12 protein-coding genes and 1 tRNA gene are annotated in these 14,285 nt (G+C 39.2%); 7 read left to right on the forward strand and 6 right to left on the reverse strand.

Annotation, left to right across the window (positions count from 1 at the left end; genetic code table 11):
• Positions 1 to 61: 61 nt before the first annotated feature.
• Positions 62 to 1,867, forward strand: coding sequence for a translation elongation factor 4 (gene lepA / locus ACFIKJ_RS00815; RefSeq protein WP_375651693.1), 1,806 nt, complete (start codon positions 62 to 64; stop codon positions 1,865 to 1,867).
• A 575-nt stretch (positions 1,868 to 2,442) separates the two neighbouring features.
• Here lepA and dapD read toward each other — a convergent pair.
• Positions 2,443 to 3,291, reverse strand: coding sequence for a 2,3,4,5-tetrahydropyridine-2,6-dicarboxylate N-succinyltransferase (dapD, locus tag ACFIKJ_RS00820; protein WP_375651646.1), 849 nt, complete (start codon positions 3,289 to 3,291; stop codon positions 2,443 to 2,445).
• 106 nt (positions 3,292 to 3,397) lie between these two features.
• On the opposite strand from dapD, the gene ACFIKJ_RS00825 reads away from it, so the two are divergent.
• Entirely contained in the window at positions 3,398 to 4,261 is an 864-nt protein-coding gene (locus ACFIKJ_RS00825) for an LOG family protein (protein WP_375625466.1), read from the forward strand.
• A 32-nt stretch (positions 4,262 to 4,293) separates the two neighbouring features.
• On the opposite strand, the gene truA is transcribed toward ACFIKJ_RS00825, so the two are convergent.
• The 3 genes from truA to def are packed head-to-tail and all read right to left on the reverse strand — an operon-like array spanning position 4,294 to position 6,504.
• On the reverse strand, positions 4,294 to 5,037 hold the full coding sequence (gene truA / locus ACFIKJ_RS00830; RefSeq protein WP_375651645.1) for a tRNA pseudouridine(38-40) synthase TruA: 744 nt from the start codon (positions 5,035 to 5,037) through the stop codon (positions 4,294 to 4,296).
• 1 nt (position 5,038) lies between these two features.
• Complete coding sequence (gene fmt, locus ACFIKJ_RS00835) at positions 5,039 to 5,968, reverse strand: methionyl-tRNA formyltransferase (protein WP_375670147.1); 930 nt, start codon at positions 5,966 to 5,968, stop codon at positions 5,039 to 5,041.
• Positions 5,968 to 6,504, reverse strand: coding sequence for a peptide deformylase (gene def, locus ACFIKJ_RS00840; RefSeq protein ID WP_375653397.1), 537 nt, complete (start codon positions 6,502 to 6,504; stop codon positions 5,968 to 5,970). Before def ends, fmt begins: the two co-directional genes overlap by 1 nt.
• Positions 6,505 to 6,594: 90 nt before the next feature.
• Here def and ACFIKJ_RS00845 point away from each other — a divergent pair, with 90 nt between their 5' ends.
• A complete protein-coding gene (locus ACFIKJ_RS00845) occupies positions 6,595 to 7,776 on the forward strand; it encodes a DNA recombination protein RmuC (RefSeq protein WP_375670148.1) in 1,182 nt (393 codons plus the stop codon).
• Positions 7,777 to 7,887: 111 nt separating this feature from the next.
• On the forward strand, positions 7,888 to 8,472 hold the full coding sequence (locus tag ACFIKJ_RS00850; protein WP_375653393.1) for a hypothetical protein: 585 nt from the start codon (positions 7,888 to 7,890) through the stop codon (positions 8,470 to 8,472).
• Positions 8,473 to 9,659: 1,187 nt separating this feature from the next.
• Here ACFIKJ_RS00850 and ACFIKJ_RS00855 read toward each other — a convergent pair.
• Together ACFIKJ_RS00855 and ACFIKJ_RS00860 are read right to left on the reverse strand one after the other, a co-directional pair.
• Positions 9,660 to 9,735: transfer RNA gene (locus tag ACFIKJ_RS00855), tRNA-Ala, on the reverse strand.
• Between the two features lie 117 nt (positions 9,736 to 9,852).
• Complete coding sequence (locus ACFIKJ_RS00860; RefSeq protein ID WP_012754501.1) at positions 9,853 to 10,233, reverse strand: TIGR02300 family protein; 381 nt, start codon at positions 10,231 to 10,233, stop codon at positions 9,853 to 9,855.
• A gap of 187 nt (positions 10,234 to 10,420) precedes the next feature.
• Between ACFIKJ_RS00860 and aroA the strand changes: the two genes are divergently transcribed.
• The 3 genes from aroA (at position 10,421) to rpsA (ending at position 14,226) form a co-directional block, all read left to right on the forward strand.
• Positions 10,421 to 11,749 (forward strand): 3-phosphoshikimate 1-carboxyvinyltransferase, encoded by a 1,329-nt coding sequence (aroA, locus tag ACFIKJ_RS00865; protein WP_375648471.1) that lies wholly within the window; start codon positions 10,421 to 10,423, stop codon positions 11,747 to 11,749.
• On the forward strand, positions 11,746 to 12,393 hold the full coding sequence (gene cmk, locus ACFIKJ_RS00870; RefSeq protein WP_375651642.1) for a (d)CMP kinase: 648 nt from the start codon (positions 11,746 to 11,748) through the stop codon (positions 12,391 to 12,393). The genes aroA and cmk overlap by 4 nt, the downstream gene beginning before the upstream one ends.
• Before the next feature lie 132 nt (positions 12,394 to 12,525).
• A complete protein-coding gene (gene rpsA / locus ACFIKJ_RS00875) occupies positions 12,526 to 14,226 on the forward strand; it encodes a 30S ribosomal protein S1 (protein WP_026500132.1) in 1,701 nt (566 codons plus the stop codon).
• Positions 14,227 to 14,285: the final 59 nt, after the last annotated feature.

The following is a 14,285-nucleotide window of genomic DNA, read 5'->3' on the forward strand; positions in this document are numbered from 1 at the left end:
ATAGAAGCCGGAGCATAATTGGTCTTTGCGTTTTGTATTATTCTTTGCTAAATCGCCTTATATGACAATAGATCGTAATTATATTCGTAATTTTTCCATCGTGGCGCATATTGATCACGGCAAATCCACTTTAGCTGATCGTTTGATCCAAATAACAGGTGGACTTGATACACGTGAGATGAAAGAACAAGTACTCGATTCCATGGATATTGAGCGTGAACGTGGAATTACTATTAAAGCACAAACGGTACGTTTACACTATAAGGCAAAGAATGGTGAAACCTATATTTTAAATCTTATGGATACACCTGGTCATGTGGATTTTGCTTATGAGGTTTCGCGTTCATTGGCAGCTTGTGAAGGTTCTCTGTTGGTGGTAGATGCAAGCCAAGGTGTAGAGGCACAGACGTTAGCAAATGTTTATCAAGCGATTGATAATTCGCATGAATTGGTTGTTGTACTCAATAAAGTTGATCTTCCAGCAGCAGAACCTGAGCGTGTTAAAGAACAAATTGAAGATGTGATAGGCATTGATACATCTCAAGCAGTAGAAATATCAGCAAAAACAGGTTTGGGTGTTCCTGATGTTTTGGAGGCAATTGTTGCACAATTACCACCTCCCCATACAGGCGATGTTGCAAATCCCTTGAAAGCAATGTTGGTTGATAGCTGGTATGATGCATATCTTGGTGTCATTGTTTTGGTACGGGTGATAGATGGTATTTTAAAAAAAGGCCAAACCATTCGTATGATGGGTACAGGAGCAAAATATCCAGTTGAGCGCGTTGGGGTGTTTACACCTAAAATGGTACAGGTTGATGAGTTAGGACCAGGCGAGATTGGTTTTATCACTGCCTCTATCAAAGAGGTAGCAGATACACGGGTTGGGGATACGATTACTGAAGAGCGCCGTCCTTGTGAAAATGCTTTACCTGGTTTTAAGCCTGCGCAACCAGTTGTATTTTGTGGTCTTTTTCCAATAGATGCTGCCGATTTTGATGATTTGCGTGCAGCCATGGGCAAATTACGCTTAAATGATGCGAGTTTTTCTTTTGAAATGGAAACATCTGCGGCTTTGGGATTTGGTTTTCGCTGTGGCTTTTTGGGACTTCTTCATCTTGAAATTATTCAAGAGCGATTAGAGCGTGAGTTTAATTTGGATTTAATCGCGACAGCACCTTCGGTTGTTTATCGCATGAATATGAATGATGGTTCTGTTAAAGAGTTGCACAATCCAGCGGATATGCCTGATGTGGTTAAAATTTCTTCCATTGAAGAACCATGGATTCGGGCGACAATCATGACTCCTGATAATTATCTTGGGTCAATTTTAGAACTATGCCAAGAGCGGCGGGGGATACAGGCTGGTTTGTCCTATGTTGGAACCCGTGCTATGGTAACGTATGATTTACCACTGAATGAAGTTGTTTTTGATTTTTATGATCGGCTAAAATCAATCTCAAAGGGTTATGCTTCTTTTGATTATCAGATGACCGATTATGCGGAGGGGGATTTAGTTAAAATGTCTATTTTGGTAAATGGAGAGTCTATAGATGCATTGTCTATGCTTGTGCACCGCACGATTGCAGAAAAGCGCGGGCGTTCCATGTGTGAAAAACTGAAAGATCTTATTCCCCAACATATGTTTCAGATTCCAGTTCAAGCGGCTATTGGTGGTAAAGTTATAGCGCGTGAAACAATTCGTGCTTTGCGTAAAGATGTAACAGCGAAATGTTACGGGGGTGATGTCACGCGTAAGCGCAAACTTTTGGAAAAGCAAAAAGAAGGCAAAAAGCGGATGCGCCAATTTGGAAAAGTAGAAATTCCACAATCGGCATTTATTCAAGCGCTCAAAATGAACAAATAATGAAAAAAGGAGTATTGTCTCTCATTGATTGTGCTTTTGCTTTTGTCGATTGGTTCAGATGCTTAAAGAACACTTTTAAATAAAATTGCGCTGTGCTTCATATTTTTTGTGTATTGCGTAATGGTGTCATGCTTCTCACGTAAAAAAGAATACTTTAAACGAAATACATTTATGTTGCATATTGGCGCGCTTGTTTTAGTGAATCATCACTCAATGTATCAACTTCATTTCGCAATGGGGGCTGTGAAAAATATAAAGTAAAATACACAGTGAATAATAAAAATCCCTTTGGCATCAGCGTCTTTACGCGTCATAAAGGTGCAAAGCGCACCTATAATACTCTTTTTCAGCTCAAAATATTATGGCAATCCTTATCACTTAAGAGAATTCATTAAAGATATTTTTACTCTTTACTTAAAGTGTTTCTTACCCACACACTAACTGCGTTTGTAACGTGCAAGGAAATGATAGTGATTGATTCACTATGAAAGGATTTGAAATGAGAGAATCCTTGTATTCGAGGTTATTATTCAAGTTAAAAAACGATGAAATATTATTATGAATTAATCTTGTGTTTAAGAACGTAAAAGATCATTAATGGATGTTTTTTCTCGTGTTTTTTGATCAACGCGTTTTACGATAACAGCGCAATAAAGGTTTGGTCCTGCATCACCATTTGGTAAAGGTTTTCCAGGGAGAGAACCTGGCACGACCACTGAATAGGCTGGTACTTCACCGATAAAAATTTCACCTGTTGTACGATCAATAATCTTTGTAGATTTTCCAATAAAGACTCCCATTCCCAAAACAGCACCTTCACGGATAATGCAGCCTTCAACAATTTCAGAGCGAGCACCGATAAAGCAATGATCTTCAATGATTGTTGGGTTTGCTTGCAGTGGTTCCAAAACACCTCCAATACCAACACCGCCAGAAAGATGGACATGTTTACCAATTTGTGCACAAGAACCAACGGTGGTCCATGTATCAACCATTGTGCCCTCATCTACAAAAGCACCAAGATTAACAAAGGATGGCATCAATATAACGTTGGGTGCAATGTAAGCAGAATAGCGTACAATGGCTCCAGGAACGGAACGGAAATCAGCACTTTTAAAATCTGCTTCTTGCCAACCAGAGAATTTTGAAGGAACTTTATCCCACCAATGTGTTCCATTGATTCCACCAGTAATAAGTTGCATAGGATTAAGCCGAAAAGAGAGCAAAACCGCTTTTTTCAACCATTGATGAACATGCCATTGTCCATTTTTTTGTCGTTCTGCAACACGGATTTCACCTTTATCAAGAAGGTTCAATGCATGTTCGACACTCTCACGGATTTCGCCTTTTGTGGTAGTATTGACAGAATCGCGATCGTCAAAAGCTTGTTCGATAATCATTTCAAGTTGTGTGAGATGGGTCATGACGAGAGTTCCGTTAAACAAGTTGAAAGCTTCAAGGTTTATTCTCTATGAACTACGCGAAGAAATGTGTTCAGTCAATAAAACGATGAGGAAGTAGGACAGGTGCATGAAAAAAAGCTGTAAAGAAAAAAGAAAAGAGGAGCAAGAAAATTGGACACCACTTCTCCATACGAAGGATGCTCTACAACAAATACATAAAATCTCTAATTCAGCACAAATGCGTTCGTCTACTTATCGTTTAGCCTATATCGATCAAGATTTTATAATGCGTCCAGAGTTGCGCTCACAACGTATTGGTCTTGAATTTTTAAAGCCGGAAATAACCCTTAAAGAATATGACATTCAATCAACAGTTGTTTTTTTTGGTGGTTCGCGTATTCCTGAACCTGGGCAAGCAGCGTGGGCTGCAAAAAATGAAATACAAAAGAAAAATTTGCATGCTATGTCACATTATTACGATGAAGCAAGAGAGTTTGCGCGTTTGTGCTCACTTTATTCCGCTACGACAGAATATCGTGAATTTGTGGTTGTTACGGGGGGCGGACCAGGAATCATGGAGGCGGGAAATCGTGGTGCTTGTGATGTTGGTGCCCCAACGATTGGCTTGAATATTATTTTACCACATGAGCAAGAGCCTAATTCGTATGTGTCGCCGCATTTGTGTTTCAATTTTCATTATTTTGGGATGCGCAAAATGCATTTTTTATTACGAGCGAAAGCATTAGCTATTTTCCCTGGAGGATTTGGGACTCTGGATGAACTGTTTGAGACGTTAACTTTAGTACAGACGGGGCGTATGAAACAGGTACCAATTTTATTGTTTGGCAAAGAGTTCTGGAGCAATGCTATCAATTTTGAGTATCTGTCTGAACAAGGTACAATTTCTCCTACTGATGTTAATTATATGAAATTTGTCAATACAGCAGCAGAAGCTTTTGAAGAAATTCGTTCTTTTTATAAACTGCCTTGACGACTTTTAAGATGTCCACTCTTGAAGGATAATTAATACTCTACTTTGGTTAAATAAAGTCCTGAAGGAGGAGCAACAACACCACAACGTTTACGATCTTTAGCATGAAGAGCTGCTTCGAGATCTTGAGCTGTCCAACGTCCAATACCCACTTCCATGAGGCTTCCTGCGAATGAACGGATTTGATGATGAAGAAAAGAACGGGCTTGCGCATAAAGGAAAATTTCATCTCCTTCTCTTTGAATATCGAGGCGTTCAAGGGTGCGAATAGGGCTTTTGGCTTGGCAATGTGCTGAACGGAAAGTGGTAAAATCATGTTTTCCTACAAGCTTTTGAGCAGCTTCATGCATGGCTTCAGCATTAAGAGGCTTTGGCAACCACCACACGCGTTTGGCATTTAAGGCTGGTGGAGAGCGACGATTAAGTATTTTAAAAAGATAATGGCGTTTGGTTGCGGAAAATCGTGCATCAAAGTCATCAGGGACATTTTGTACGTTTAAGATTGAAATCGCTTCTCCCTGTTTACGTAAAAGAGCATTGAGCGCATCACGTACAGTATGGGGATGCCAGTTTTTTATGAAATCAACATGCGCAACTTGTCCCGTAGCGTGTACGCCCGCATCGGTTCTTCCTGCTGTTGTTATGGTCAATTGTTGTCCACTAAAGGAAAAGAGCGCCTGTTCAAGAGCTCCTTGTATAGTGAGAAGTTTTGCTTGACGCTGCCAACCAGCATAATTTGAGCCATCATATTCAAGAGTGAGTTTAAAACGTGGCATCTTAAAAAACAGCAGAAATATGAGCGCCTCGCAAAAAGGTTGCGCTATCAAGGACTTTACCACCCGATCTTTGGAGAGAGGTTATTTCTATCCGCCCTTGTCCACAATGGACAATCAAAGAATCTGGTTCTATTCGTCCAATTTCAAGAGAAGGACCTGTTGTTAAGCGACTATCAAGAATTTTTACACGTTCTTCTCGTCCCCCAATATTCATATTGCACCAGCAGCCAGGAGAAGAAGAGAGCGCACGGATATGCCTATGAATAAACTCTGCAGGTTTTGTCCAATTAATGCGGGTCTCTTCCTTTTTGATTTTGGCAGCATAGGTGATGCCTTCCTCTGATTGTGGGGTCAGTTTAAGTTGTCCTTTTTCAAGAGTTGATAGGGTTTCTACCATAAGTTCTGCGCCAATATGTGAAAGTTTGTTTAAAAGCTCAGCAGTGGTGGTGTTATCAGTAATGGGGATGGAGCGAGAAAGAGCGATAGGTCCCGTATCAAGTCCTTCATCCATTTTCATGATCATAATACCTGTTTCTTTATCACCAGCCATAATTGCTCGTTGAATAGGCGCAGCACCACGCCAACGTGGTAAGAGTGAAGCGTGGGCATTAAAACAACCAAAACGCGGCGTTTCGAGAATAGCTTTGGGTAAAAGGAGTCCGTAAGCTACCACAATAGCAACATCAACAGAAAGTGCTGCAAATTGCTCCTGTTGTTCGATTGTTTTGAGTGTTTGTGGCGTAAAGATGGGAATAGATTTCTCTTTTGCTACATTGTGAACAGGTGAGGGGATTAATTTAAGTCCTCGACGTCCTGCTGGGCGAGGGGGTTGACTATAAACAGCAACAACATCATGACCTGCATCCAATAAAGCATGTAAAATAGGAACAGAAAAATCTGGAGTCCCCATAAAAGCTAATCGTAAAGCCATTACAAAACTGCTTCCTGCATGTTTTTTTCTTTTGCGCGTTTTTTAAATTTTCGTATCACCATATCGCGTTTGATCTTTGAAATGTAATCAATAAAAAGGCGCCCATCTAAATGATCAATTTCATGCTGCAAGCAAGTTGCTAAGAGATCGTCTGCTTCAATTTCTGTTTGTTTTCCTTCACGGTTCTGATAGCGAACACGAAGGCGTTTAGGACGTTCAACCTCTGCAAAATAGTCAGGAATAGAAAGACAACCTTCTTTGTAAATATTACGTTCATCTGAAAGCCATAAAATTTCAGGGTTGATAATAACAAATGGTTTTTTCTGCTCATCTTCAGAATTTCCAGAGACATCTATAACCAACATACGTAGCGGTATACCAATTTGAATAGCAGCAAGACCAACGCCTTTAGCATTATACATGGTTTCCAACATATCATCCGCAAGTTTTTGGAGAGCTGAATCGACCTGCTCAACAGGTCTGGACACTTCCCGTAAAATCGGATCAGGTAAAGTAACTAAAGATCTCATTGGCATAAGTAGAGATTAATCAATGGTTTGTTATTGGTCAATATTGAATAACGGATTCTTGCGTTTTTTTACAACAAGAGCGTTATATTACAATTTATGTTTGATTCGTTTTTTTCCATACTCGTTGGTGAGTTTTTTTCTAAACTAATGCTTTTGCTTTTATTTATATTTGTCTGTTTGGCATTTTTTATGTTGATACATTCTCATCGAAAAAAAGCATTTTTGGAAAATGAAATTGCTGAACGCGCACGTGAGGCACAAATGCAGATGGCTACCTTGCTGAAAACACAAGCTGAAATGCAAGGGCGAATGCAAACGATGGCGGAAATTTTTGGTCAACGGCAGGCTGAATTGAATAAATCACTCAGTGAGCAACTCAATGGGATGACAACAAGCTTAGGCCAAACACTTCAGGTACAGACCAAATCCACTTATGAAAATTTGAATCGTTTGCAAGAGCGTTTAGCAGTGATTGATGCGGCACAAAATAATATTCAATCTCTTACGGGACAAGTTGTTCAGTTGCAGTCCATTTTAAGCAATAAGCAGACACGTGGTACTTTTGGTCAGGGGCGGATGGAAGCAATTATTGCCGATGCCTTACCAACAAATGCTTATGCTTTTCAGGCTGTTCTTTCCAATGGAAAGCGCCCAGATTGTCTCATTCATATGCCCAATAAAGCCCCTTCTCTTGTTGTTGATGCTAAATTCCCTCTGGAGGCTTGGAATGCTATGCGTAAGGCAGAATCAGCGCAAGAGCGTCAAGAGGCAGAACGCCAATTTCGTACCGATATGGAAGTTCATATTCGTGATATTGCACAAAAATATTTGATTCCGGGAGAAACCCATGACACTGCTTTCCTTTTTGTGCCATCTGAATCGATTTTTGCAACAATTTATGAGGACTTTGAGGCATTGGTACAAAAATCCAATAGAGCCCATGTGATTATTGTTTCACCATCTTTGTTGATGCTTTCTGTCCAAGTGGTACAAACCATTATGAAAGATGCACGGATGCGTGAACAAGCACATTTAATTCAATCAGAAGTAGCAAAATTGATGGAAGATTTTGGACGAATGGATATACGTGTTCGTGCGTTACAGAAGCACTTTCACAAAGCAGGTGAAGATATAGAGGGAATTTTGATATCATCCTCCAAAATTATGAAACGGGCAAATCGCATTGAAACTGTCGAATTAAAAGAAAATTACTCTGAACCAACAAAAATAACAACATTGGCTCAGTCGCAAACATTGCGTTTTGCTGATGAGGAATAAAGCAAAGAAAGCTTCTTAGATATCACAAGTCAGATCATGTTCTTTATTGATTGGTAATACTTTTTTAGTATCTCTATCTTGTTTTATTTCTTAAACGAGAGGAATAGGAATATGCGACACCTTTTGTTTTTAGGGGCACTGGTGTTTCTGCTAGATGGGTGTGCAACGACCACTCCCACCCACACAAACAATGCTTGTGCTATTTTGGCACAAAAAAATGGTTTTTTTGACAATTGGGGTAAGGTGTCTCAAAGAGCGGAAATGCGCTATGGGATTCCTATGCCGATTATTCTTGCAACTATTAAGATGGAATCGAGCTTTCGTCACAATGCACGTCCTCCACGCAAGAAACTACTTGGTTTTATTCCATGGAAGCGTCGGTCGACAGCTTATGGTTATTCTCAAGCGCTTGACAGTACATGGGCAATGTATCTTCGCTCTACGGGCAGATCTTTTGCATGGCGTACGAATTTTGCAGATTCTGCTGATTTTGTTGCTTGGTACCATCGCCAAAGTGTTCAACGCAATGGGGTGAGATTTGATGATGCATATAGCCTTTATTTAAATTATCATATGGGACATGGTGCTTATGCGCGTGGCGGGCGTGTCACTGCTGCACTTTCACAGGCAGCACAGCGCATGGCAAGGATATCAAGGCTCTATGAACAGCAATTAAAGAGATGTGGATGGCATTAGGGAAGATTTTTGAAAATCTCAATTAGGGAATTGTTGCGGTAAAATTATTTGAGAGCCAAATTTCTTATGGCGTAATAAGGTTGTATCGTTTTTCTGATTGTTAAATGAAATAAATTGTTATTTTTTAGAATAAACCCAAGAGACAGAAAGCTTTTGCAATGCTCAATATATTTGACTGTACTCTCGATATTTTTACCTTCTTTGTTTAAAAAATTTACAATGGAAACTATATCCTATTTGGCTCAGGCATTTCGCACAGGTCTAAATATCAGAGATTATTAAAGAAAAATTTTAAAGTTTAATATCATTTTTTATTTTCATTATGCGTATTACTGGCTGATTATTACATGAATATTTTCTTTGTTAAGCGTATAAAATAGCAATCAAAAAAATGCAATTCGAGCATCATATTCAAAGTAAGAATCTCGAATGGCGTAGGGTTTTATCATTTCAGATCTCTTGAGATTAAATCAATAAAAACTATTGGCTTGCACATAACAAGCGTAATTGGCATGTGGATAAAAACTGTGAAAGAAAAGACTAAAAATGTTTTTTATGAACATTCTCAAATGTAAGAATTATCGGCAACATAGGGAATTAGCACATATAATGATGGCGCCACTTTGCTTTCACAACTCAACCTTGCTTGTGACGGGCAAGGAAACAAAATTAATTGATTCAATATGTTATTTAAGCGTGAATATACCTTAGTATTGAGCAGGTAGATGCTACTCAAGGTGGGCAATTTTTTAATTTGCAGGACATCTGACTAGGGTAAAAATACTCAAAAAAAGTTCTCATTCGCAATAACTGAGAAGTATATTTTAATATTTTATTCTCTCATCTCTGTTTAGGTACTTCGTACCTTTTAAAAAGATATAGATAACCAACATATTATGATTTTGTGGAAATATTGTGATAAAGGGAATTCAAAATTTGTCCTTTAAAACAAAGCGTAAGTTAAACAGCTCATCGTCTATTTCTATGCAAAGCATAAAAATTATCTACTTTTACAGTTACGACAGTAAAATTTTATAATCCAACAAATGATTAAAAATGTGTTATAATATCATAAAAATGCAAGGAACAGGCGCTATTGGAATGATGATTAAATAGCACATAGACCTTTTAAATTGATGCACACATTCTCTATTATAATTAACCCTTGATAGGATAGCTGGTCCTTTTGGTGGAGCTAAGCGGGATCGAACCGCTGACCTCTTGCATGCCATGCAAGCGCTCTCCCAGCTGAGCTATAGCCCCTACAAAAACAATCTTTCCCAAAAGGGAAGTATACAATTTCAGCTTTTCTAGAACGATCAAAATTGAAGATCAAGAAGAATTTACATTCAATGGAAAAGATATCCTCTTTTACTTCTCTTAAGCATCGTCATCATTAGAAACACCGCCTCCGAGAATATCAGTAACGTCATCATCTTCATCGTCATCATCATGAGATAAAAATGTATCATCGTCATCACCGAGATCTACATCACTATCTTCTAAATCAGGAAGATCGTCATCTTTAGAATCCTCATCATCCTCTTCAAGAAGCATAAAAGCAGATTTTTCAAGTGCTGTATCAAGCTCTTCAGCATCAACGTCTTCCTCATTGTTTGCTTCAGCTGCTGCAACTTCAAAGTAAGAACGCGGATAAGAAATTCCTGTATAGGGCGACACAATAGGATCGCGATTTAGATCGTAAAATTTTTTTCCCGTTTCTGGATCAACACGTTTAGTTCCAAGTTCTTGTTTTGCCATAAACCGTGCCTCTTTGATTAACTATTATTCCATTAAAAGATAAATTGTATGGTGCTTAATCGAAAAATAATGCCTTTGTCAAAGATAAATACACTGTTCCACAGTGATTTTTTCATGACGTCTTTTAAAGCATGTGCTAAAGGATGCACAATTTCATAAAAGTTAGATAGAATTAAATAGAATTTCCATGCAAAAAGCAATCCCTATAACCACCTATAAATCGAGTAGTCTCTCTGGAAAAATTAAAATACCAGGAGATAAATCAATCTCTCATCGCTCTCTTATATTGGGAGGATTAGCAAGTGGTGAGACACATATTCATGGATTACTTGAAAGCGCTGATGTACTCAATACAGCTGCTGCTATGCAAGCTATGGGTGCCTGTATTATTAAAAAAGATGGCTTCTGGACCATACGAGGAACAGGGAATGGTTGCCTTTTAGCTGCACAAAAACCTTTAGACTTTGGAAACGCTGGAACGGGTGCTCGTTTGGTTATGGGAATGGTTGGTCCATATCATATGAAAACAACCTTTATTGGTGATGCTTCTCTCTCTAAACGTCCAATGGGACGTATCCTTGATCCACTGCGTCTCATGGGGGTTGAAATTGAAGCAACGCACGACGATCACCTTCCTTTAACGCTTTATGGCCCGAAAATGGCTAATCCGATTCGTTACCGTGTTCCAATAGCTTCCTCTCAAATTAAATCAGCAGTCTTGCTTGCTGGACTCAATACCGCCGGCATTACAACTGTTATTGAACCAGTTCTGACACGAGATCATACGGAAAAAATGTTAAAAGCATTCGGTGCACAACTTGAAATAGAAAAAGATAATGAAGGTGCGCGTTTGATTCATCTTAACGGTCAACCCCATCTTATTGGGCAAACAATTCATATTCCGGGTGATCCTTCTTCTGCTGCTTTTCTAATTATCGCAGCCCTTCTTGTAGAAGACTCTGATATCACCATTGAAAATGTTTTGATAAATAACTCTCGAATGGGACTTATCGAAACATTGTGGGAAATGGGTGCTCAAATTGAATTTTTGAACCGACGTCAAACAGGTGGAGAGGATGTTGCTGATCTACGGATAAAATCATCGGTTCTTAGAGGCGTTACGGTGCCCAAAGAACGTGCTCCATCGATGATTGATGAATATCCTGCTTTGGCAGTAGCAGCAGCCTTTGCAGAAGGCAAAACAGTGATGTTAGGAATTGAAGAATTGCGTGTAAAGGAATCAGATCGACTGTCTGCTGTTGCTCAAGGATTAAAAATTAATTGCGTAGACTGTGAAGAAGGTCAAGATTTTCTTATTGTTTATGGGAAAGGTTCTGCCAAAGGTTTGGGTGGTGGACATGTCTCCACACATCTTGATCATCGAATTGCTATGTGTTTTCTCATTTTTGGGCTTGTATCAGAAAAACCTGTTACCATTGATGATAAACGAATGATCGCTACGAGCTTTCCAGAATTTATTCCTTTTATAAAACAACTTGGGGGGAAAATCGCTTGAAGCCTTTTGTTATTGCCATTGATGGACCTGCAGCCTCAGGCAAAGGAACCTTAGCACGCAAAATTGCTGTACATTATCGTCTTCGCTATCTCGATACTGGTCTTACTTATCGTAGTGTTGCTCATACGCTTTTACAACAAAATTTAGCTCTTAATGATGAAAAAAATGCTATTATTTATGCTAAAGAACTCGATTTTAACACCTTAAATCCTTCTCTTCTTTCTTCTCATGAACTTGGTGAAGCGGCTTCAAAAATAGCGATTAACCCTGCTGTACGCAAAATTCTTGTCGAAAAACAACGCAACTTTTCTAAAGTTTTACCCGGCTGTGTGCTTGATGGGCGTGATATCGGAACTATTGTTTGTCCTGATGCCGATATCAAGTTTTATGTTCTAGCCAATGTTCAAACACGCGCCAAACGTCGCTATCAGGAGATTTTAAAAAAAGGTGTTCAGGCAAATTATCATGAAATCCTAGCTCAACTTGAACAGCGCGACAGTCGCGATATAACGCGCAAACAAAGTCCACTAAAACCAGCAAAAAACGCCCACTTGCTTGATACGTCAGAATTGAGTATAGAAGCAACATTTGAAATTGCATGCAGTTTTATTGATCCAATCATAAAAATGCATATAATTGGATAAATTCGTTAAGGTAACTTCCAGCCTAGCGCTAACTTTTCTTCCTTTATTCAAGGAAAAAGGCTAGGAGTTGCTTATGTTAACACTAACCTAGCGCTCATACCTTATAATACAAGGTATATATTAGGAGTTCTTATGTCACAATACAATCCCACAACAGCGGATTTTGAAGCCCTTTTAACAGAATCTTTTCAAACTAATGATCTTAATGAAGGATCTGTTGTTAAAGGTCGTGTTATTGCAATCGAAAAAGACATGGCCATTATTGATGCTGGTCTTAAAGTCGAAGGACGTATTCCTCTCAAAGAATTTGGAGCTAAAGCAAAAGACGGTTCTTTGCAAGTTGGCGATGAAGTTGAGGTTTACATTGAACGCATTGAAAATGCGATGGGTGAAGCTGTTTTATCGCGTGAAAAAGCACGGCGCGAAGAAAGTTGGGTCCGTTTAGAGGAAAAATTCAATGCTGGTGCGCGCGTTGATGGAGTGATCTTTAGCCAAGTAAAAGGTGGTTTTACAGTCGATCTTGATGGTGCCGTTGCTTTCTTGCCGCGCAGCCAAGTTGATATTCGTCCCATTCGCGATGTTTCACCTCTCATGCATAATTCACAGTCCTTTGAAATTTTGAAGATGGATCGTCGTCGTGGCAATATTGTGGTCTCACGTCGCACTGTTTTAGAAGAAAGTCGCGCTGAGCAACGTTCAGAAATTGTACAAAATCTTGAAGAAAACCAAATCGTTGAAGGTGTGGTGAAAAATATCACAGATTATGGTGCCTTTGTTGATCTTGGTGGGATTGATGGTCTCTTGCACGTTACAGATATGGCATGGCGGCGTGTTAATCACCCATCTGAAGTGCTCACAATTGGCCAAACGATTAAAGTGCAGATTATTCGCATTAATCAAGATACGCACCGTATTTCTCTTGGAATGAAACAGCTTGAAAGTGATCCTTGGGAAAGCATCAGTGTTCGGTATCCGATTGGTAAAAAAATTACGGGTGCTGTTACCAACATTACTGATTACGGTGGTTTTGTTGAAATTGAACCAGGAATTGAAGGGCTGATCCATGTTTCTGAAATGAGCTGGACAAAGAAAAATGTTCATCCTGGAAAAATTCTGTCTACATCACAAGAAGTAGAAGTGGTTGTTCTTGAGATTGATCCTTCTAAACGGCGTATTTCTCTTGGCTTAAAGCAAACATTTGAAAATCCATGGGAAGCTTTTGCCAATAAATTTCCTGTCAATTCGCAAATTGAAGGAGAGGTTAAAAATAAAACAGAATTTGGTCTGTTTATTGGGCTTGAAGGCGATGTTGACGGTATGGTTCATTTGTCTGATCTTGATTGGAACCGTCCTGGTGAACAAGTCATTGATACTTACAATAAAGGCGATATCGTTAAAGCTGTGGTCCTTGATGTTGACATTGAAAAAGAGCGCATTTCTCTTGGAATTAAGCAGCTTTCCAGCGATAAAGTTGGAGAAGCAGCTGCTTCTGGCGAATTGCGAAAAGGTGCTGTTGTAACATGCGAAGTGATTGCTGTTAACGACAATGACATTGGTGTGAAATTGATTGACCACAACCTTGAGACAACCATTCGACGTGCTGATCTCGCGCGTGATCGTGATGAGCAACGTCCTGAGCGTTTCGCAATTGGGCAAAAGGTTGATGCTCGCATTACAGCATTTGATAAAAAAACACGTAAAATTTCAGTATCGATTAAAGCTTTAGAAATTGCAGAGGAAAAAGAAGCTGTTGCACAATATGGTTCTACAGACTCAGGTGCTTCTCTTGGTGATATTCTTGGTGCAGCTTTGAAAAAACAAGAACAAGATTAATCATCAATCAATAAAACTGACAGTGTTATTAAGGTCACTCATTTTAGGGTGGCCTTTTT

It is taken from the genome of Bartonella sp. PS7NMGDW (assembly GCF_042193585.1).
Lineage (GTDB): Bacteria > Pseudomonadota > Alphaproteobacteria > Rhizobiales > Rhizobiaceae > Bartonella > Bartonella grahamii.

Excerpts from the sequence above, each read along its gene's own strand:
- lepA (WP_375651693.1), top strand. The coding sequence starts at position 62 with ATGACAATAGATCGTAATTATATTCGTAATTTTTCCATCGTGGCGCAT.
- dapD (WP_375651646.1), bottom strand. The coding sequence starts at position 3,291 with ATGACCCATCTCACACAACTTGAAATGATTATCGAACAAGCTTTTGAC.
- ACFIKJ_RS00825 (WP_375625466.1), top strand. The coding sequence starts at position 3,398 with ATGAAAAAAAGCTGTAAAGAAAAAAGAAAAGAGGAGCAAGAAAATTGG.
- truA (WP_375651645.1), bottom strand. The coding sequence starts at position 5,037 with ATGCCACGTTTTAAACTCACTCTTGAATATGATGGCTCAAATTATGCT.
- fmt (WP_375670147.1), bottom strand. The coding sequence starts at position 5,968 with ATGGCTTTACGATTAGCTTTTATGGGGACTCCAGATTTTTCTGTTCCT.
- def (WP_375653397.1), bottom strand. The coding sequence starts at position 6,504 with ATGCCAATGAGATCTTTAGTTACTTTACCTGATCCGATTTTACGGGAA.
- ACFIKJ_RS00845 (WP_375670148.1), top strand. The coding sequence starts at position 6,595 with ATGTTTGATTCGTTTTTTTCCATACTCGTTGGTGAGTTTTTTTCTAAA.
- ACFIKJ_RS00850 (WP_375653393.1), top strand. The coding sequence starts at position 7,888 with ATGCGACACCTTTTGTTTTTAGGGGCACTGGTGTTTCTGCTAGATGGG.
- ACFIKJ_RS00860 (WP_012754501.1), bottom strand. The coding sequence starts at position 10,233 with ATGGCAAAACAAGAACTTGGAACTAAACGTGTTGATCCAGAAACGGGA.
- aroA (WP_375648471.1), top strand. The coding sequence starts at position 10,421 with ATGCAAAAAGCAATCCCTATAACCACCTATAAATCGAGTAGTCTCTCT.
- rpsA (WP_026500132.1), top strand. The coding sequence starts at position 12,526 with ATGTCACAATACAATCCCACAACAGCGGATTTTGAAGCCCTTTTAACA.